The organism is Aestuariimicrobium sp. p3-SID1156, assembly GCF_025144225.1.
Taxonomy (GTDB): Bacteria; Actinomycetota; Actinomycetes; order Propionibacteriales; family Propionibacteriaceae; genus Aestuariimicrobium.
This window is the reverse complement of record NZ_JALXXB010000007.1, coordinates 77,283-95,908: the sequence shown is the minus strand read 5'-3', so window position 1 is coordinate 95,908 and position 18,626 is coordinate 77,283. Positions and strand designations below refer to the sequence as shown.

General features: G+C 66.6%; 19 protein-coding genes. 9 read left to right on the top strand and 10 right to left on the bottom strand.

Features of this window, described 5'->3' with window-relative positions; all coding sequences use genetic code 11:
• Positions 1–13 precede the first annotated feature (13 nt).
• From tpiA to M3G03_RS09315, 3 genes are all read left to right on the top strand, one after another.
• Positions 14–781: a triose-phosphate isomerase gene (tpiA, locus tag M3G03_RS09325; protein ID WP_259809445.1), complete on the top strand. Its 768-nt coding sequence runs from the start codon at positions 14–16 to the stop codon at positions 779–781.
• A gap of 143 nt (positions 782–924) precedes the next feature.
• Complete coding sequence (gene secG, locus M3G03_RS09320) at positions 925–1,170, top strand: preprotein translocase subunit SecG (protein WP_259809444.1); 246 nt, start codon at positions 925–927, stop codon at positions 1,168–1,170.
• Positions 1,171–1,278: 108 nt separating this feature from the next.
• Complete coding sequence (locus M3G03_RS09315) at positions 1,279–1,635, top strand: RNA polymerase-binding protein RbpA (protein ID WP_259809419.1); 357 nt, start codon at positions 1,279–1,281, stop codon at positions 1,633–1,635.
• Between the two features lie 35 nt (positions 1,636–1,670).
• On the opposite strand, the gene pgl is transcribed toward M3G03_RS09315, so the two are convergent.
• From pgl to tal, 4 genes are all read right to left on the bottom strand, one after another.
• The gene (pgl, locus tag M3G03_RS09310) at positions 1,671–2,423 is read right to left on the bottom strand and encodes a 6-phosphogluconolactonase (protein WP_259809418.1); all 753 of its coding nucleotides are present in this window, start codon (positions 2,421–2,423) and stop codon (positions 1,671–1,673) included.
• 17 nt (positions 2,424–2,440) lie between these two features.
• A complete protein-coding gene (locus M3G03_RS09305) occupies positions 2,441–3,385 on the bottom strand; it encodes a glucose-6-phosphate dehydrogenase assembly protein OpcA (RefSeq protein ID WP_259809417.1) in 945 nt (314 codons plus the stop codon).
• Positions 3,382–4,830, bottom strand: coding sequence for a glucose-6-phosphate dehydrogenase (gene zwf, locus M3G03_RS09300; protein ID WP_259809443.1), 1,449 nt, complete (start codon positions 4,828–4,830; stop codon positions 3,382–3,384). The genes M3G03_RS09305 and zwf overlap by 4 nt, the downstream gene beginning before the upstream one ends.
• 156 nt (positions 4,831–4,986) lie before the next feature.
• A complete protein-coding gene (gene tal, locus M3G03_RS09295; RefSeq protein ID WP_259809416.1) occupies positions 4,987–6,096 on the bottom strand; it encodes a transaldolase in 1,110 nt (369 codons plus the stop codon).
• A 132-nt stretch (positions 6,097–6,228) separates the two neighbouring features.
• On the opposite strand from tal, the gene M3G03_RS09290 reads away from it, so the two are divergent.
• Positions 6,229–7,212 (top strand): heme o synthase, encoded by a 984-nt coding sequence (locus M3G03_RS09290; RefSeq protein ID WP_396121935.1) that lies wholly within the window; start codon positions 6,229–6,231, stop codon positions 7,210–7,212.
• A gap of 42 nt (positions 7,213–7,254) precedes the next feature.
• Here M3G03_RS09290 and M3G03_RS09285 read toward each other — a convergent pair whose 3' ends face one another.
• From M3G03_RS09285 to M3G03_RS09260, 6 genes are all read right to left on the bottom strand, one after another.
• Positions 7,255–8,190, bottom strand: coding sequence for a heme A synthase (locus M3G03_RS09285; RefSeq protein WP_259809415.1), 936 nt, complete (start codon positions 8,188–8,190; stop codon positions 7,255–7,257).
• Positions 8,178–8,936: an ABC transporter permease gene (locus tag M3G03_RS09280; RefSeq protein WP_259809414.1), complete on the bottom strand. Its 759-nt coding sequence runs from the start codon at positions 8,934–8,936 to the stop codon at positions 8,178–8,180. The genes M3G03_RS09285 and M3G03_RS09280 overlap by 13 nt, the downstream gene beginning before the upstream one ends.
• Entirely contained in the window at positions 8,933–9,646 is a 714-nt protein-coding gene (locus M3G03_RS09275) for an ABC transporter ATP-binding protein (protein WP_259809413.1), read from the bottom strand. The genes M3G03_RS09280 and M3G03_RS09275 overlap by 4 nt, the downstream gene beginning before the upstream one ends.
• Before the next feature lie 70 nt (positions 9,647–9,716).
• On the bottom strand, positions 9,717–10,598 hold the full coding sequence (locus M3G03_RS09270) for a sugar ABC transporter permease (protein ID WP_396121934.1): 882 nt from the start codon (positions 10,596–10,598) through the stop codon (positions 9,717–9,719).
• A gap of 77 nt (positions 10,599–10,675) precedes the next feature.
• Positions 10,676–12,274 (bottom strand): ABC transporter permease subunit, encoded by a 1,599-nt coding sequence (locus M3G03_RS09265; protein WP_259809411.1) that lies wholly within the window; start codon positions 12,272–12,274, stop codon positions 10,676–10,678.
• 145 nt (positions 12,275–12,419) lie between these two features.
• Positions 12,420–13,709, bottom strand: coding sequence for a maltose ABC transporter substrate-binding protein (locus M3G03_RS09260; protein WP_259809410.1), 1,290 nt, complete (start codon positions 13,707–13,709; stop codon positions 12,420–12,422).
• A gap of 222 nt (positions 13,710–13,931) precedes the next feature.
• Here M3G03_RS09260 and M3G03_RS09255 point away from each other — a divergent pair, with 222 nt between their 5' ends.
• The 5 genes from M3G03_RS09255 to sufC all read left to right on the top strand — a co-directional run bounded on the left by M3G03_RS09255 (position 13,932) and on the right by sufC (position 18,590).
• Positions 13,932–14,678 carry a metalloregulator ArsR/SmtB family transcription factor gene (locus M3G03_RS09255; protein ID WP_259809409.1) on the top strand — a complete coding sequence of 249 codons (747 nt, stop codon included), beginning with the start codon at positions 13,932–13,934 and terminating at the stop codon, positions 14,676–14,678.
• 3 nt (positions 14,679–14,681) lie between these two features.
• Positions 14,682–16,193, top strand: coding sequence for a Fe-S cluster assembly protein SufB (gene sufB, locus M3G03_RS09250; protein ID WP_259809408.1), 1,512 nt, complete (start codon positions 14,682–14,684; stop codon positions 16,191–16,193).
• Between the two features lie 98 nt (positions 16,194–16,291).
• A complete protein-coding gene (gene sufD / locus M3G03_RS09245; protein WP_259809407.1) occupies positions 16,292–17,440 on the top strand; it encodes a Fe-S cluster assembly protein SufD in 1,149 nt (382 codons plus the stop codon).
• Complete coding sequence (locus M3G03_RS09240; RefSeq protein ID WP_259809406.1) at positions 17,437–17,790, top strand: non-heme iron oxygenase ferredoxin subunit; 354 nt, start codon at positions 17,437–17,439, stop codon at positions 17,788–17,790. The genes sufD and M3G03_RS09240 overlap by 4 nt, the downstream gene beginning before the upstream one ends.
• 38 nt (positions 17,791–17,828) lie before the next feature.
• Positions 17,829–18,590 (top strand): Fe-S cluster assembly ATPase SufC, encoded by a 762-nt coding sequence (gene sufC / locus M3G03_RS09235; protein WP_259809405.1) that lies wholly within the window; start codon positions 17,829–17,831, stop codon positions 18,588–18,590.
• Positions 18,591–18,626: the final 36 nt, after the last annotated feature.

Below are 18,626 nucleotides of genomic sequence, written 5' to 3'. Positions count from 1 at the left end.
CCGCAAGCCGATCATGGCCGGCAACTGGAAGATGAACCTGAACCACGTGGAGGCCGTCGGCCTGGTTCAGAAGCTGGCCTGGACCCTCAACGACAAGCAGTGGGACCCAGAGCAGTCCGAGTGCGTCGTGTTGCCCCCCTTCACCGACCTGCGTACCGTGCAGACCCTGGTCGAGGGTGACAAGCTCACCATCGGCTACGGCGCTCAGGACGTGTCAACCCACGACAAGGGCGCCTACACCGGTGAGGTCTCGGCGGAGATGCTGGCCAAGCTGAACTGCGCCTACGTGGTGGTCGGCCACTCCGAGCGACGCCAGTACCACGGCGAGGACGACGCTGTCGTCAACGCCAAGGCCAAGAAGGCGCTCGAGCACGGCATCACCCCCATCATCTGCGTCGGTGAGGGTCTCGACATCCGCAAGGAGGGCCGTCAGGTCGAGTACACCCTGGACCAGGTGCGTGGTTCCCTCGAGGGCATTCCGGCCGAGCAGGTCGCCGGCCTCGTCATTGCCTATGAGCCCGTGTGGGCCATCGGTACCGGCGAGGTGGCCACCCCCGCTGACGCACAGGAGGTCTGTGGTGCCATCCGCGCTGACATCGCCGAGAGGATCGGCGCCGAGGCGGCGGAGAAGGTGCGCATCCAGTACGGCGGTTCAGTGAAGGCCGCCAATGTTGTCGAGATCATGGCCCAGCCCGACGTGGACGGTGCCCTGGTCGGGGGCGCCAGCCTTGACCCCGAGGAGTTCGCGGGCATCGTGCGCTTCTACGCGCTGCCTGCCTGATCGTCGCAGCCACGGCAGCTCACACCCACCCAGGCCCCGTCCTCGCCGAACCCGGCGGGGGCGGGGCTTTGGCGTCCCCACCCCATTGTGGAAAAGCTTGGGCCGTGAGCTAACCTGTGCTGGTGATCTTGGTACCCATGGCGATGAGCTGGCCCACCATGACGCTGTCGATCCTTCTCGTGATCACCAGCATCCTGTTGGCCATGACGGTCCTCCTGCACAAGGGACGCGGCAGTGGCATGTCCGACCTCTTTGGCGGCGGCATGTCGACCTCCATGGGTGGTACCTCCGTGGCCGAACGCAACCTGGACCGCCTCACGATCATCATTGGGCTGGTCTGGCTCCTGTGCATCGTCGGCCTGTTGGCCCTCTACAAGATCGGTTCTTGACGGCTCGTCGCCGGACTCCGCTCGGTTGCGGTGAGCCACGCGTCGAAGCGTTCGCAGTAACCCACGCCTGCCAGCCGGCAGGGCAGTGGACTCAGTAAGGAGAACAACGTGGTTGGTGGCAGCGCCATCAGAGGAAGTCGTGTCGGAGCAGGCCCCATGGGTGAGGCCGAACGCGGGGACGCAGCACCTCGCCTGCACGTTTCCTACTTCTGCTCCAACGCCCATGAGACCCGCCCGGCCTTCGCCGCCGACGCGCAGATTCCCGAGACCTGGGACTGCCCACGGTGCGGTCTCCCGGCCAACATGGACGAGCACAATCCGCCGCCCCCGCCAAAGATTCTTCCCTACAAGACCCATCTGGCCTACGTGAAGGAGCGTCGTTCCGACGCCGAGGCGGCCACCATCCTGGCCGACGCCCTCAGCCACCTGCGTGCTCGTCGCGCAGCCGGCGAGGTCATCTACTGAGCCGCCGCATCCCTGCAGCCGCGGGCAGTTGTGGGTCAGAGCAGGCAGTTGTAACGAGGCAGCTGGCTGGCCGCGTCCGCGTCCAGGAACCAGAAGGTTTCCTCAGTCCCGCTGACCGCCGCGCTGGGCAGGTCCACGTCACCCGCCAGCGCGCGGGCGACGGCACCTGACTTCTCCTCCCCGGAGACCAGCACCCACACCGCCCGTGACCGGTTGATCGCGGGAAGGGTGAGACTCATCCGGTCCGGTGGTGGTTTGGGAGCCTCCGAGACACCGATGACCGTCGCCGACGTCGATTGGGCGAACGATGGGTGGCAGGGAAACAGTGAGGCGATGTGGCCATCCTCGCCCAAGCCCAGCAGGCAGACGTCGAAGACAGTGTCGCCGAGTTCGCGGGAATAGGCGAAGGCCGCCTCGTCAGCATCCCGCTGCCCATCTTGCGCAGGCATTGGATGGGTCTGGCCCGGCGCGAAGGTGATCGTGCGCGCCAGGATCCCGAAGGACTGGGTGGCATTGCGGTCCGGGTCAGTGACCGGGACGAAACTCTCATCCCCCCACCAGATGTGCAGCCGCGCCGGGTCGAGATTCGTTGTCGGGACCAGGTTGGCCAGGGCCTCGTACATGCGATTGGCGATGCGACCGCCTGTCAGGCACAGATGGACGTCGCCCTTCTGCTGTCGACTGAGGAGCCGCTCCAGTAGCTGTCCAGCCACCGCTTCGGCCAGCGCCTCCGGGGATGCGAGGCGGACGACGCGTGGGGCGGGACGCCCTGCGGTGGGCTCGTTCACTGCCCGGGCCTCGGGGTTCATCGGTTCGTCTCGTCACGACGCGGACTGGACGACCTCGCCAGCCCGGTCTCGGCCCGCCGGAGGTACTCCTGGCAGGCGTCCTCGAACATCTCGTCGGGTGCCGCGTGCCGCAATTCCTCGGTGATCAGGGCATTCATCGCACGCCGGGCCAGCGCCACGGTGCGCCGCGGTTGGCCGGGCACCTCGTAGCTGGCGGTGGCACCCGACGGACGCAGAAGGGCGAAATCCCCGTCTGCGGCATGCAGTCGCACGCCGGTGATGCCAGGACCGGCTGACTCGGTCCTCACCACGTCCACCTCGAGCCGATCTGCAAGCCAGGCAGCCAGCAACTCCGCAGGGGCATTGTGCGGAGCGGCCTCCACCTCGGCGGAAAGCACCTGGGCTGGATGCTGGTCGAGTGCGGCAGCCAGCAGGGCCCGCCACGGTGTCAGCCGCGTCCAGGTGAGGTCTGTGTCACCGGGCGAATGGTTCAGCGCACGGCAGTGCAGGGCGGCGAGCGGGTCGTCCACGCCACCGGCATCGGTGATCCGGCGGGTTGCCAGCCGGCCCACCGGGTCCTGGGACAGGTTGGTGGGGGATTCACCAGGCCACCAGGCGACCACGGGGGAGTCCGGCAGCAGCAGCGGGCGCAGCAAGGTCTCCAGGTGCTCGGTCAGGTCCTGAGGCACGGTCAGGGTGACGATGTCACCGGGGACTCCCTCGCCGAGCTGGACGCGAGCGTCAAGCCCCTGCTGGGTGGGGTTCTCCACCACCAGGATGACGCGCGAAGGGTGTTCGCGGGCGGCATCCCTGGCCGCGGCGAAGGCGCGTTCGAAGGAGACGGCCTGGCAGGCCACCAGCAGCGTGTGAACCATGCCGCTGCCCGATCCCTCGGCACGATGCGCCTTCTCCAGTTCCGACAGGATCTGGTCGGAGGTGGTGTCGTTCAACTCGGTGATCATGGGCGCCTCCAGGTGAATCCGTCGCGTCCGATCATGGCATCGGCGCTCGCCGGCCCCCAGGTGCCGGGTGCATAACCCTCGGGCTTGCCACTCGACTCCCAGTTCTCCAGGATCGGGTCCAGGATCTGCCAGGACAGGTCGACCTCCTGCTGCAGTGGGAACAGCGGCGGGTCACCGAGCAGGACGTCGAGGATGAGCCGCTCGTAGGCCTCGGGGCTGGTCTCGGTGAAGGATCCGCCGTAGTTGAAGTCCATGGAGACGTCGCGGATCTCCATCTGGGTGCTGGGGACCTTCGCCCCGAACCGCATGGTGATGCCCTCGTCGGGCTGGATGCGCATCTCCAGGGAGTTGACCCCGAGCCCGGCGGTCTGGGCAGCTGTGAAGGGCAGGTGCGGGGCGGGCTTGAACTGCAAGGCGACCTCCGTCACCCGACGGGGCATCCGCTTGGCCGCCCGCAGGTAGAAGGGGACGCCCGCCCAGCGTCGGTTGTCGATCTCAACGCGGATCGCGGCATAGGTCTCGGTGATCGAGTCGGGCGCGATGCCGTCCTCATCCAAATAACCGTTCACCTGCTTGCCTCCCTGCCAGCCCGCCAGGTACTGGCCCCGAGCGGTGTGGGCGGCAATGTCAGCGGGGGGGCGCGTGGCGGCCAGCACTTTCTGCTTCTCCGCGCGCAGCTGGGCCGCCTCGAAGGAGTTCGGCTCCTCCATGGCGGTCAGCGCGAGCAGCTGCAGCAGGTGGTTCTGGATGACGTCCCGGGCAGCGCCGATGCCGTCGTAGTACCCCGCCCGACCGCCGATGCCGATCGACTCGGCCATGGTGATCTGGACATTGCTGACGTAGTTGTTGTTCCAGATCGGCTCGAACATTTGGTTGGCGAACCGGAACGCCAACATGTTCTGCACCGTCTCCTTGCCCAGGTAGTGGTCGATGCGGAACACCGACTCGGGCGGGAAGACCTGGCTCACGACGGCATTGAGCTGGCGCGCCGAGGTGAGGTCGTGGCCGAAAGGCTTCTCGATGATCACCCGGTTCCAGTGGCCCTGCCGGTCCTCGGCCATCCCGTGACGCTTCAGCTGGCTGACCACCGTCTCGAAGTTGTCCGGCGGAATCGACAGGTAGAAGGCATGGTTGCCGCCGGTCCCGCGCGACTCGTCCAGCTCGCGCAGGGTCTGGTGCAGCCGATCGAAGGCCTCGTCGTCATCGAACTCGCCACGAACGAACCGGATGCCCTCGAGCAGCTGCTGCCAGACCTCCTCCTTGAACTCGGTGCGGGCATGCTGCTTCACCGCGTCGTGGACGACCTGCGCGAAGTCCTGGGCGTCCCATTCTCGACGGGCGAAACCGACCAGCCCGAAGCCGGGAGGCAGCAACCCTCGGTTGGCCAGGTCATAGACAGCGGGCATCAGCTTCTTGCGGGAGAGGTCGCCGGTGACCCCGAAGATCACCAGCACGGAGGGGCCGGCGATCCGGGGCAGGCGGTAGTCCTCCGGTGCGCGAAGGGGATTGGTCACCGGTATCGCCTCCGGGGTGGAGGCGGTTGCCGTCGGCAGGGGAGTGGGATGGGTCACGAGGTCTTCCACAGTGGTCGATGGGAGTGGTCAGAGCTTGTCGAGCTCGCCCTGGACAGTCTGCAGCAGCTCCGCCCAGGACTTCTCGAACTTCTCCACGCCCTCGCGCTCCAGGACCTGGAAGACGTCGGCCAGGTCCACGCCCTGGGCGCGGACCTGCTCAAGTACCTGCTCGGCCTCGGCATAGTGGGCGGTGACCTGGTCACCCTCGACCTCGCCGTGGTCGGCGAAGGCGAGCAGGGTCTTCTCCGGCATGGTGTTGACCACGCCGGGGGCCACGAGCTGGGTGACGTACAGGGTGTCAGGCAGGGTGGGGTCCTTGACGCCGGTGGACGCCCACAGCGGGCGCTGGCGGTTGGCTCCCTTCGCCTCCAGGGCCTGGAAGCGGTCGCCGGAGAAGGTCCTGTCGTAGGCCTGGTAGGCGAGGCGCGCGTTCGCCAGGGCGGTCTTGCCCTTGAGGGCAGTGGCTTCGGGGGTGGCGATGGCGTCCAGACGCTTGTCCACCTCGGTGTCGATACGGCTGACGAAGACCGAGGCGACCGAGTGGATGGTGGACAGGTCGATTCCCGCCGCGTTGGCCTCCTCCAGACCGGACAGGTAGGCGTCCATCACCGCGAGGTACCGGTCGAGGCTGAAGATGAGGGTGACGTTGACTGAGACGCCGTGGGCGATGGTGCGGCGGATGGCCTCCAGGCCGGGCTCCGTGGCGGGAATCTTCACCAGCACGTTCTCCCGGCCGACGGTCTCATGGAGGGCAAGCGCCTCCTCCACGGTGGCCTCGGTCTGCATGGCCAGGCGGGGATCGACCTCGATCGAGACGCGGCCGTCGTAGCCCTTGCTGTGCCGGTAGACATCCATGAACAAGTCGCAGGCGTCACGCACATCGGTGGTGGTCATCGCGCGGATGGAGGCATCCAGCCCCTGGTCGGCCACCTGGCGCAGCTGCTCGTTGTAGGCGGCGCCGTTGCTCAGCGCGGTCGCGAAGATGGTGGGGTTGGTGGTCACACCGACCACGGAGAGCTCCTGGATCAGGGAGGCCAGGTTCCCCGAGGTGAGGCGGTCCCGGGACAGATCATCGAGCCAGATGGAGACCCCGGCCTTGCTGAGGGCGGCGGTGCGGGCGTTGGGGGTGTGGGTCATGCTGCTTTCCTGGGGTGTCGGGGGTACGCGGTGGTGTTGCCAGCACTCTATCCACGCGGTTCACCCACCGGCTGAGCATTCGGCCATCCGGTCATGGCGACGTAGACTGGCTGGAGCGCCCCCTTCCAAAGGATTTGTGTCTTGACCACCCACACCTCTGCCCAGCCGAACCCTGCCATCGACGCCTCGCGCGTCGTCGAGCGCTCGGTTGACGGGGCCCAGGGGCAGGCGCGCACCAAGGATGTGCTGAAGGCCTATGTGGCGCTGACCAAGCCGCGGATCATTGAGCTGTTGCTGGTCACCACCATTCCCGCGATGTTCCTGGCCGCCGGCGGGGTTCCCCCGCTGATGACCGCGCTGTGGACCATGCTGGGTGGGCTGTTCGCTGCGGCGTCCGCGAACGTGTTCAACTGCGTGATCGACCGTGACATTGACGAGGTCATGCGTCGGACGCGTCGCCGCCCCGTGCCGCGGCACCAGGTCTCCCCGACCAATGCGACGGTTTTCGGTGTCGTCCTGGGCATCCTGTCGGCCCTGGTGCTGGGCTTCGGTGCGAACTGGCTCTCGGCGGGGCTGGCCCTGGCCGCGAACGCCTTCTACGTCTTCGTCTACACCATGCTGCTCAAGCGGCGGACCTCGCAGAACATCGTCTGGGGCGGCATCGCCGGCTGCTTCCCGCCCCTGATCGGCTGGACCGCCATCACCGGCTCGGTGAGCTGGGCCCCGCTCGTGCTGTTCCTGATCGTCTTCTTCTGGACGCCCCCGCACACCTGGGCGCTGGGCTTCCGCTACCGCGACGACTATGCCGCCGCCCACGTCCCGATGCTCCCTGTCGTGATGGATGCCCCTGGCGTGGCCTGGCGCATCCTGTGCTACTCGGCGGCGACCGTTGCGACCTCGCTGGTCCTGTGGCCGGTGGCGCACACCGGCTGGCTCTACCCGGTGGTGGCGATCGTGACGGGTGCGGTGCTGCTGTGGGAGTCGGTCCAGCTGCTGCAGCGGGCCCGTCGGGGATTCACGGGTGCCTCCCTGAACGCGATGCGGCTGTTCCACTGGTCGAACACCTATCTGGCGCTGCTGTTCGTCGCGGCAGCGATCGACCCGCTCATCTTCTGAGGCAGACGGGACCGGTCAGTCTTCTGAGGCAGACGGGGCTGGTCAGGCGATGGTCGCCGGCTCCCCCTCGCCTCGCACGGAGAAGAACAGCGCGGCCGCTGCCGCAACAGCGACTCCTGCGCCGACCATGTGCATCAGCACCGCCACGATCGGGACGCCGTTGAAGTACTGGTAATAGCCGATGGCACCCTGGACCAACTCCACGCCCAGCAGGATCGCGGCCCACTTTACTGCCGCCGAGCCTGCCCGCCGCAGGGCGTACAGGGCCACCAGCGTGCACAGCACGGTGAACCACACCGAGAGCGAGTGGATCCGCGCCACCGAGGGAATGTCCAGACCGGTGCGCTTGGCGCCCCCGTCGCCGGAGTGCGGGCCCGAACCGGTGACCACCGTGCCCAGCCAGCAAGCCACCATCATGCCCGCGAAGGCGGCCCGGGAGGCCCACAGCGCCAGGGCGGGCACCGGCACCGACGCGCTGCCGGCAACGTGCAGGACGAGTTTGGTGAGGGCCGCCACCAGGACCAGCGAGAGCATCAGGTGCAGAGCCACCACCCAGGGGTTCAGGTCAGTCAGCACCGTGATGCCCCCGATCACGCCCTGGAAGGGGATACCCAGCCCGGCCCAGAACGCGATCCGACGGGTCAGCCTGTCAGCGTGAGTCCGGACTGCTGCCACGAAGACCATGATGGCCAGGAAGATCAGCACGAAAGTGAGCAGGCGGTTGCCGAACTCGATGAACTGGTGGTGGCCCAGACCGCTGCGAGGTACATAGGAGTCGGGCTGGCAGCGCGGCCACGTCGGGCACCCGAGCCCGGACTCGGTCAGGCGCACCACGGCGCCGGTGACAATGATCAGGATGTTGCCGATCATGCTGGCGACGGCCCAACCGATCAGGGCGCCGCGGGTGGCGCTGATGCGGCCCCAGAAGCTGCTGCGCTCCTCGGTGAGTGGGGGAGCCTGGTCAGTCACGAGGTCCATCGAAACACCTTCCTTGCCAACAACGCTGAGCCCAACGCCCAGAGTAGAAGCGGCAGCAGACCGGAGAGGTCCTGGCTGCCCGAAGTCCAGGCGCGGGTCATGTCCGCCAGTGCGGATGTGGGCAGCCAGCGCACCACGTCACCGAACGGCGAGCCCAGCTCGGAGGGCGGCACCATGATGCCCAGCGCGAGACCGGCCAGGTAGACCAGGTTCGCCAACCCAAGGGTCGCTTCGGCCCGCAGCGTCCCGGCCATGGCGAGAGCGAGCGAGACGAAACAGACGATGGCGAGCACGGCCGCGACGAGGACGCCAAGGGTTTGCACGACCTCGAACCGGGGGCGCCAGCCCAGTGCCAGCGACACGCCCAGCAGCACCAGCCACTGCAACAGGCTGATCACCACGACGGCGACGGCCTTGCCACCGAGCAGTCCGGTGCGCCCCAGCGGGGTGGCGGCCATGCGCTCGAGGACGCCCTGGCGCCGGTCAAAGCCGGTCGCGATGGCGGTGGACGTGAAGGCCGTGGACCAGATCGCGAGGGCCAGCACCGAACCGACCAGACCGGCGGTGCCGATGCCGAAACGATGGCCGACGGTGAAGCCGACCACGAGGAGGCCGATGGGGATCACCAGGGCCAGCAGCAATTGCTCGCCATTGCGCATCATCAGCGAGGTCTCCAGCGCCCCCTGGGCGCGCAGCCGGGTGGCTGGGGACGCAGGCGCCGGGCGGGGAGCGAAGTCGATGCTCATCGCACGCCTCCGACATTCGTGTTGGCGAGGAAAACGTCCTCCAGGCTCTGCTTGGCCGTGAGCTCTGCGGTGGTGCCGTCCAGCCGCACGTGGCCGGCGTCCATGATGTAGATGTGGTCGGCGAGAGCGGAGGCTTCGTCCATCAGGTGGGTGCTGAGCACGATGCCGACCCCCGCGTCCCGCAGTTGGCGGATGACCTGCCAGACGCGTTGACGCACGTGCGGGTCGAGCCCGGCGGTCGGCTCGTCCAGGAAGACCAGCCGGGGGCGTCCGATGAGGGCAGCGGCCATGTTCAGGCTCTGTTGTTGGCCTCCCGACAGGCGGCGGTAGGCAGTCCTCGCAGTGTGGGAGATGCCGAGGAGCTCCATGAGCTCGTCCACAGGATGGGGGTCGTTGTAGAGGCGTGAGAGGTGTACCAGCAGTTCCCGCGCACGGATCGCGTTCCAGGCTCCGGCGCTCTGGGGCATCACGCCAACCTCAGCCAGGGCACGCGCGGAGCCGGGTGCATCGCCCACGATGCGGATGCTCCCCGCGTCCGGGGTGAGCAGGCCGGTGCAGCAGCGCACCATGGTGGTCTTGCCGGCGCCGTTGGGGCCCAGGACTGCCGTGACCTGACCGGCATGCGCCTGGAGTGAGAGCCCGTCGAGGGCGTTCAGGGTGCCGAAGGTGACGTGGACGTCGTCCAGGTCGAGAAGAACGGTATCGGGCACCGGGCAAGTGTACGCCCGGCGCCCGAGGTGCCAGGACGCGGCCCGCCATGACCACGGTCGCCGGGAGGTGCTACTTCACGGCGCCGACCGTCAGGCCGGAGACGATGTACTTCTGCAGCCACAGGAACAGGACCAGCACGGGCAGGGAGGCGAGCACCGCCCCGGCGGCGAAGACCTGCCAGAAGCTGTTGAACTCCGTCGACACGTACTGGAACAGGCCGATGGCCAGCGTGTTCTGCTTCGGGTCGTTGCCCAGCACGACCGAAGCCACGACGTACTCGTTGAAGGTGCCAACGAAGCTGAGCAGGCCGACCACCGCCAGGATGGGCGCGACCAGGCGCAGGATGATGGTGAAGAAGATGCGCGCGTGGCTTGCTCCGTCCACCTTGGCGGCCTCGTCCAGTGCCATCGGTACCGTGTTGAAGAAGCCGTACATCAGGTAGGTGTTCGTGCCCAGCGCTCCGCCCAGATAGACCAGGATCAGCGCGATCGCCGAACCGATGCCCAACGACGGCACGACGTCGCCCAGTGCCGAGAGCAACAGGAAGATCGCCACGACCATCAGCAGCTGGGGGAACATCTGGATCAGCAGCAGGCTCATCAGGCCCGCTCGGCGACCCGCGAAGCGGAGACGACTGAAGGCGTAGGCGGCCATCGCGCCGAGCAGCACCGTCAGGATCGCGGTGGTCCCGGCGATGAACAGCGTGTTGAGATACCAGCGGCCATAGGGGCGCAGCGGGTTGGTGAGCAGCGCCTCGTAGTTTGCCAGCGAGAAGGTGGTGAACAGCTTGTTCGAACCAGTCAGGTTGCCCTTGGGGTTGAGGGAGGCTGACAGCACGTAGACCAGCGGGAAGGCAGCGTAGATGACCGCGATGATGGCGATCAGGTGGCGCCAGCCGACGCGTGCGATCCACTGGCCGGGGCTGAGCCTGCGGTTCTCCGAGCTCACCATCTTCTGGCGCTTCTTCGACTCGGTGACCGGGGTCTTGTCGGCAACGGAGACGGCGGTGGGGGTCTGTTCGATACTCATCAGTTCACATCCTCCAGGGACTTGGTCTGGCGGAATCCGAGGTAGGAGACCACGCCGACCAGGATGAAGATCAGGATGGAGAAGGCCGAGGCGAGGCCGTAGTCATGTCGGGCACTGCCATCGAGCCCGGCCAACTTGTAGACCATCGAGATCAGGATGTCGGTATGGCCGACGTTCAGCGAGGTGTCGGTGAACTGCGGCCAGCCGCGGGTCAGCAGGAAGACCAGGGTGAAATTGTTGAAGTTGAAGGCGAACGAGCTGATCAGCAGCGGGGCCAGCGGGACCATCAATAGCGGCAGCTTGATGGACATGAAGGTCTTCCACGGGGACGCGCCGTCCACCTTGGCGGCTTCCAGAATGTCCTCGGGGATCGACTGCAGGGCGCCGGTGGCCACCAAGAACATGTAGGGGTAGCCCAGCCACAGGTTGGTCAGAAGCAGCGCCAGCTTGGACCAGAACGGGTCGTTCAGCCACGGGATGTCCGCACCGCGGAGGAGCACCTCGTTGATGAAGCCGAATTCCTGGTTGAACAAGCCGGCGAAGATCAGCGCCGAGAGGAAGGCGGGGAAGGCGTAGGGGAGGATCAGCAGCGTGCGGTAGACCTTCTGGCCGGTCATCTTGGGGTCGTTCAGCACGAGCGCCAGAAAGAGGCCGAGCACGAACGTGCTGAACACACTGAGGATCGCGAAGGCGAAGGTCCACAGCGTCACAGCGATGAACGGGCTGCGGATGTCCTTGTTGGTGAAGATCGAGGTGAAGTTGTCCACGCCGACACTCACGCGCCAGCCCGGATCAATCGTCTTGCCGTCGGCGGTGGCGAAGTTGCCCTTGCCGTTGTCGGTGTAGACGACCCCCTGGGGGTCGGTGAAGGTGTCCTTGGCCGAGTCATACTTGATCGTCGAGTTGTAGACGAAGGCCTGCGACCCGGTGGTGGTGCGGTAGTAGCCGTCCTCGGGCTTGTCAGTCAGCGGCACCTGCAGTGCGGAGACATCCTGCGAGCGCTTGGAGATCTCGGCGAACTGCAGAATGCGGTAGCCCGGCAGCGCCTTGACTGCTCCCAGCGAATTCATCTCGGCGCCCTCGACCTTGGCAGCCGGGGTATCGGTGGTCCCCGCCTTCACCTCCTGGGCCTTCTCGTCGACCACGACCAACCAGAGCTTGCCGTCCTTCTCGGCCACGGCAGCCGGGTGGGTGGGCGTGTTCGGCACCCGCGCCTGGTTCTGTTTGATGATGGACGCGATGGCGTCCTTCTTCGAACCGTTGTGCCCGTCGCCGTAGTTCGTGAAGCCCACCCAGACCGTGTAGATCATCGCGCCGACGGTGAAGATCAACAGGAAGACCAAGCCGGGAAAGAGGTACTTGCCCGGGAGGAGCCGGTTCGGCGGCAGGTAGATGAGGGTCGCCGCCAGCGCGATCAACAGGAAGCCTGCCATGATCAACCAGGCGCCCTTGGAGGCGGCCGTCAGCGCGCCGAGCACCGCCATGGCGTCGACGGCTCCCAAGCCGAGGATCTTGATGATCCAGGCGGTCAGGCTGGAGGAGTACGTCTCCCGGGCGCGGGTGCCCCGCTTCTCTCGTTCAGTGAGTGTGGTGCTCATCGCCAACTTTCTTCATCGCGACCGCGGGCGCGCACCGGCGCGGCCAGCAGATGTGCAATAGGTGAGGGGCGGGCGACGTGGGTCGACTGCCCCCGTGAGGCGCCGCCGACTGACGGCGCCTTGATGAACCAGGTGATCCTCGGCGTCACTTGATCTTGGACTGGATGGCTTGGACCATCTTGTCCCAGGCAGCCTTGGGATCGTCAGCCTTGCCGCCGATGATGGTGGCCTGCGTCTGTCCCCAGTCCGCCCACACCGAGCCCATGGCTGGCACGTTCGGCATCGGGACACCCTTGGCGCCGACAGCACCGAAGGCGGCCACGTCCTTGTCGGACTTGGCGGTCTCGAAGGCAGCCTTGTTCGCCGGGGCCCGGTTGCCGGCCTTGAAGAGCGCCTCCTGCACCTTCTGGGAACCCACGTACTCGACCAGGAACTTCTGGGTGGCCACGGCGTTCTTGGCCTTGGCCGACATCACGAAGCCCTGCACGCCCACGAACGGGGTGGCGTCCTTGTCGCCCGCAGCGGGGATCGGGTCAATGGCGTAGGTGAAACCGGCCTTCTTGATCACGTCCATGTTCCAGGGGCCGGTGATGAAGAAGGCAGACTGCTTCTTGGTGAACTGGTCCTTGGCGATGTCGCCGGAGATGTTGAGGGAGAAGACCTTCTCCTTGCCCATCTGGGCGAGGAACTGGGCGAACTTGTGGCCTGGTTCCCCGCCCATGGCGATCTTGGAGCCGTCGTAGGAGCCGTCGGGCTTCTGGTTGAACACCGGGGCGCCGAAGGAAGCCTGCAGCGGGTACAGGTGGTACGGGTCGGACGCCTTGGGGTCCAGGCCGACGAGCACCTTGTACTTGCCCTTGCCCTCGCCGGCCTTGAGCAGGTCGTCCCAGGTCTTGGGGGCTTCGGGGACCATCTCGGTGTTGCGCAGCAGGGCGATGTTCTCGATGGCGTAGGGAACGCCGTAGGTCTTGCCCTCGTAGCTGAAGGCCTGGACGGCGACGTCCTGGAAGGTGGAGGCGTCGCCCAGCTCGAGCGGGGCGATCACGCCGTTCTGGACGAAGCGACCCACGCCATCGTGGGCGCAGATGACCGCGTCGGGACCCTTGCCGGTGGGGGCCTGGGTAATGAAGTCGTCGGCGATCTTCCCGAAGTCCTTGATCACCAGGTTGACCTTGACCTGGGTGTCGGCCTCAAACTGCTTGGCCACGGGGGACAGCACCGGGGATCGGTTGGAGTCGATCCAGACGGTGATGGCACCGGCCGAGTCGCCACCTGAGGTGTTGGCGGGGGAGCTGGTCGGCGCGCCGGTGCTACCGGCAGCCGTGGGCGCCGGGGCAGTGCTGGAACTGGTGCTGACGCCACACGCCGCCAGGGAGGCCACGGCGCCTGCGGCCAGGCCACCCTGGAGCAGCAAACGACGGTTGAAACTGTTCATGATTGCCTTTCGGGCCAGGCCGGATCACCACTGACCCGGCTGCTACCACCTGTCTACAGCACCTCGCTCATCCCGTGTGAGCGACCTACCCGAAATCCTCTGGATTGTGATGTGCACAGAACCGTCCGCCGGTTCTTGCGCTTGCAGCGGAAATCGTCCACAGCCACGCAGGTCAGGTCCTCCTTACTTGAACCGTGGCCTTCAATACGCAAGGCTGGCGTCATGAAAAACTCGACCCGTCATCGTGACGCCGTGGTCGAGCGCGGACCCCTCCGACGGGAACCCGACGCGGCCACGGCAGCTGCCGTCGACGATGCGTCGACCCGCGACCGTGTCCTGCAGTCCATTCTCGAGCATGGTCCCAGTACCGCCGCTGAACTCGCTGCACGACTCGAGCTCACCCCCGCCGCCATCCGCCGCCACTTGGGGGCGCTCACCGAGCTCGGCGCAGTCGCCAGCAGGGAGAAGAAGGTCTACGGCCAACGTGGCCGCGGGCGCCCCTCGAAGGTCTTCGTGCTCACCGACGCCGGACGCGCGGACTTCTACCAGGCCTACGACGACCTCGCCATCCAGGCCATCCGCGAGCTCGCCGCAGCCGCCGGGCCCAGTGCGCTGAGGTCTCTGGCCGAACAGCGCGTGGCCGACGTCGAGGCCCGCTACCGTGAAGCACGGGTCAGTGCTCCGGACGCCCCACCCATCCAGGCCCTGGCAGCGGCCCTGTCCGAGACCGGCTACGTGGCCTCCATCAAGCCGGTCGGCTCGGGGGAGCAGATCTGCCAGCACCATTGCCCGGTCGCCCACGTGGCGGCGCAGTTCCCCGAACTGTGCGAGGCAGAAACCCAACTCTTCAGCCGACTGCTGGGCTCCCACGTCCAGCGACTGGCCACCATCGCCCACGGCGACGGAGTGTGCACCACGCACATCCCGCGCCCCGTGGACGTCCAGATTTCGCCCAAGGAAAGGTCCTGACTCATGACCCAGACCACCGATACCAATGCCATCCAGACTCCCGAGGTCACCGGTGCTGACGTGAACACCGTGGAACAGAGCCGCCCGGCTCCTGCCCCCGGCACCGGTGCCACCCAGGACGAGCACCTCGAGGCGCTCTCCACCTACCAGTGGGGCTGGCACGACCCGGACGCGGCCGGCGCGGCCGCCCAGCGCGGTCTGAGCGAGGCTGTCGTCCGCGACATCTCGGCCAAGAAGGACGAGCCCGAGTGGATGCTGAACATGCGTCTGAAGGGCCTGAAGATGTTCGAGCGCAAGCCGATGCCGACTTGGGGTGCTGACCTGGGCGAGATCGACTTCGAGAACATCAAGTACTTCGTGCGCTCCACCGAGAAGCAGGCCACCAGCTGGGAGGACCTGCCCGAGGACATCAAGAACACCTACGACCGCCTTGGCATCCCCGAAGCCGAGAAGGCCCGCCTGGTCGCCGGTGTGGCTGCCCAGTACGAGTCCGAGGTGGTCTACCACAAGATCAACGAGGAGCTGGAGAAGCAGGGCGTCCTCTTTCTGGACACCGACACCGCGCTCAAGGAGCACCCGGAGATCTTCCAGGAGTACTTCGGCACCGTCATTCCGACCGGTGACAACAAGTTCTCCGCACTGAACACCGCGGTGTGGTCGGGCGGCTCGTTCATCTATGTGCCCAAGGGCGTCCACGTCTCGATCCCGCTGCAGGCCTACTTCCGCATCAACACCGAGAACATGGGCCAGTTCGAGCGGACGCTGATCATCGCCGACGAGGGCTCCTACGTCCACTACGTCGAGGGCTGCACCGCGCCGATCTACTCCTCGGACTCGCTGCACTCCGCGGTCGTCGAGATCATCGTGAAGAAGAACGCCCGGGTTCGCTACACGACCATCCAGAACTGGTCAAACAATGTGTACAACCTGGTCACCAAGCGCGCCGTCTGCGAGGAGGGCGCGACCATGGAGTGGATCGACGGCAACATCGGTTCCAAGGTCACCATGAAGTACCCGGCCGTCTACCTGATGGGCCCCCACGCCAAGGGCGAGACCCTGTCGATCGCCTTCGCCGGCGAGGGCCAGCACCAGGACGCCGGTTCCAAGATGGTGCACTGCGCCCCGTACACCTCCAGCTCGATCGTCTCGAAGTCGGTGGCCCGCGGCGGTGGTCGTTCCTCCTACCGCGGCCTGGTCGAGGTGCAGGAGGGAGCCCGCCACTCCGCCAGCTCGGTGATGTGTGACGCGCTGCTGGTCGACACCATCAGCCGTTCTGACACCTACCCCTACGTCGACGTGCGCGAGGAGGACGTGTCGATGGCCCACGAAGCCACCGTCTCCAAGGTGTCCGAGGACCAGCTCTTCTACCTCATGAGCCGCGGCATGGACGAGCTGGAAGCCATGGCGATGATCGTGCGCGGTTTCGTCGAGCCGATCGCCCGGGAGCTGCCGATGGAGTACGCCCTCGAGCTCAACCGCCTGATCGAACTGCAGATGGAGGGCGCGGTCGGCTGACCTGCGCCACCCTTGCGTCCATCGCTGGGCGATGTCCACCCCTGGGCATCGCCCCCGATTGGGCCGCGTCCACACACTTCTGAACAGAAAGAGTAACGTTGTCAGTCACCACTGAGCAGCCGGCCGTCGCCCCTGCCATCGAGACGGTCGAGTCGCACCTTCACCCCACCCCCTCCTGGGACCTCGCCGATCATTCAGCCCCCACGGGTCGTGAGGAGATCTGGCGCTTCACCCCCATCAAGCGCTTTGCTTCCCTCCTGGAGCCCGCTGAGGGCCTGAAGACACTGGAGTGGGGCGCCAACTTCCCTGAGCAGGTGACCGTCACCGAGCTCACCGACGAGCAGGCCCGCGAATTGGCTGTCGAGGCTCCCGTGGACCGCATCGCCGCGCTGGCTGCCGAGCAGAGCGTGCACCGCACCCACATCCAGGTCCCGGCCGATGTCGAGATCCACGAGCCCATCGAGTTCACCGCAACCGGCCAGGGTGGACGCGCCAGCGATCACTACGTCATCTCCGTGGGTGCCCACGCCAAGGCCACCATCGTCATTCGCTTTCAGGGCAATGCCGACTACTCCGAGAAGCTCGACGTACTCGTGGGCGACGGCGCCATCGTCAACTTGGTCACGGTCCAGGACTGGGAGCAGGGCAGCATCCACGGCGGCCAGCGCTCGCTGAGTATCGGACGCGATGCCACTGTCAAGACCGTCACCGTCTCCATCGGCGGCGACATTCGCCTGCAGGAGGACACCCGCTTCGGTGGCCCCGGCGGCTCGGTCGAGCAGTTCGGCCTCTACCTGGTGGATGCCGGCCAGCACATCGAGCACCGCCTCTTCGTGGACCACAACGCCCCCAACACCAACTCCAATGTCGACTACCGCGGCGCCCTGCAGGGCGAGAAGGCACACTCGGTCTGGATCGGTGACGTGCTGATCCGCAAGGTGGCCGAGGGCATCGAGACCTACGAGTCGAACAAGAACCTGGTCCTCACCGACGGCTGCCAGGCCGACTCGGTCCCGAACCTGGAGATTGAGACCGGCGAGATCGCTGGTGCGGGCCACTCCTCGACCACCGGGCGCTTCGACGACGAGCAGCTGTTCTACCTGCGCAGCCGCGGCATCCCCGAGTCCGAGGCCCGCCGCCTGGTCGTCCATGGCTTCTTCTGGGATATCATCCGTCGCATCGGCCTGCCCGAGCTGGAGGAGCACCTGCTGGAGGTCGTCGAGAACGAGCTGCAGGTCGTCTCGTGACCTGGCGAGCCGTGGCCCCGCTCGAGGAACTCACCGAGAACCTGCCCCTGGCAGTCGAGGTGGACTCCGACGGCGGCGAGGAGGTCCGCGTCGCGCTGGTCCAGCACGAGGGGGAGTACTTCGCCATCCATGACGTCTGCAGCCACGGCCAGGTGCCGCTGAGTGAGGGCGACGTGGAGGACTGCTCTATCGAGTGCTACCTGCACGCCTCCACGTTTGACCTGCGCACCGGACGCGCGCTCAACCTCCCGGCCACCCAGCCGGTCCCCGTCTACCCCTGCCGGGTGGTGGGCAGCGACCTCGAGGTCGATGTCGACAACCCGATCCCCGCGGACGCGCTGGCGTCCTGAACCCCACGCACCCCACGCACACAGAAAGCCTGGAGAACATGTCGAAGCTGGAAATCAGCAACCTGCACGTCACCATCGACACCGAGAGCGGTCCCAAGCAGATCCTCAAGGGCGTTGACCTGACCATCAACCCCGGCGAGATCCACGCCATCATGGGCCCCAACGGCTCGGGCAAGTCGACCCTGGCCTACGCCATCGCCGGCCACCCCAAGTACGAGATCACCGAGGGCTCCATCACGCTCGATGGTGAGGAGCTCACCGAGATGAGCGTCGATGAGCGTGCCCGCGCCGGCCTCTTCCTGGCCATGCAGTACCCCGTCGAGGTGCCCGGCGTCTCGGTCGCCAACTTCCTGCGCACCGCCAAGACCGCCCTGGACGGCGAGGCCCCCAAGGTCCGCACCTGGGTCAAGGAGGTCAACGACGCCCTCGGACGCCTGCAGCTCGACAGCGAGTTCAGCGCGCGCTCGGTCAACGAGGGCTTCTCCGGCGGTGAGAAGAAGCGTCACGAGATCGCCCAGCTGGAGCTGCTCAAGCCCAAGTTCGCCATCCTTGACGAGACCGACTCCGGCCTGGACATCGACGCCCTGCGCATCGTCTCCGACGGCGTCAACCGCTACATGGAGGACAAGGACCGCGGTGTGCTGCTCATCACGCACTACACCCGCATCCTGCGCTACATCCAGCCCGACTTCGTCCACGTCTTCGTGGACGGACGCATTGCGGAGGAGGGCGGCAAGGAGCTCGCCGACCGCCTGGAGGCCGAGGGTTACGAGAAGTTCGTGACCGCCTCGCGCGCCTGAATCCCAGGCTCGTGGCCCGCGCCGAGCCGATCGGCG

Excerpts from the sequence above, each read along its gene's own strand:
- secG (WP_259809444.1), top strand. The coding sequence starts at position 925 with ATGAGCTGGCCCACCATGACGCTGTCGATCCTTCTCGTGATCACCAGC.
- tal (WP_259809416.1), bottom strand. The coding sequence starts at position 6,096 with ATGACCCACACCCCCAACGCCCGCACCGCCGCCCTCAGCAAGGCCGGG.
- sufB (WP_259809408.1), top strand. The coding sequence starts at position 14,682 with ATGACCCAGACCACCGATACCAATGCCATCCAGACTCCCGAGGTCACC.
- tpiA (WP_259809445.1), top strand. The coding sequence starts at position 14 with ATGGCCGGCAACTGGAAGATGAACCTGAACCACGTGGAGGCCGTCGGC.
- M3G03_RS09270 (WP_396121934.1), bottom strand. The coding sequence starts at position 10,598 with ATGGTGAGCTCGGAGAACCGCAGGCTCAGCCCCGGCCAGTGGATCGCA.
- M3G03_RS09260 (WP_259809410.1), bottom strand. The coding sequence starts at position 13,709 with ATGAACAGTTTCAACCGTCGTTTGCTGCTCCAGGGTGGCCTGGCCGCA.
- M3G03_RS09285 (WP_259809415.1), bottom strand. The coding sequence starts at position 8,190 with ATGGACCTCGTGACTGACCAGGCTCCCCCACTCACCGAGGAGCGCAGC.
- M3G03_RS09265 (WP_259809411.1), bottom strand. The coding sequence starts at position 12,274 with ATGAGCACCACACTCACTGAACGAGAGAAGCGGGGCACCCGCGCCCGG.
- M3G03_RS09305 (WP_259809417.1), bottom strand. The coding sequence starts at position 3,385 with ATGATCACCGAGTTGAACGACACCACCTCCGACCAGATCCTGTCGGAA.
- sufC (WP_259809405.1), top strand. The coding sequence starts at position 17,829 with ATGTCGAAGCTGGAAATCAGCAACCTGCACGTCACCATCGACACCGAG.
- M3G03_RS09280 (WP_259809414.1), bottom strand. The coding sequence starts at position 8,936 with ATGAGCATCGACTTCGCTCCCCGCCCGGCGCCTGCGTCCCCAGCCACC.
- M3G03_RS09255 (WP_259809409.1), top strand. The coding sequence starts at position 13,932 with ATGAAAAACTCGACCCGTCATCGTGACGCCGTGGTCGAGCGCGGACCC.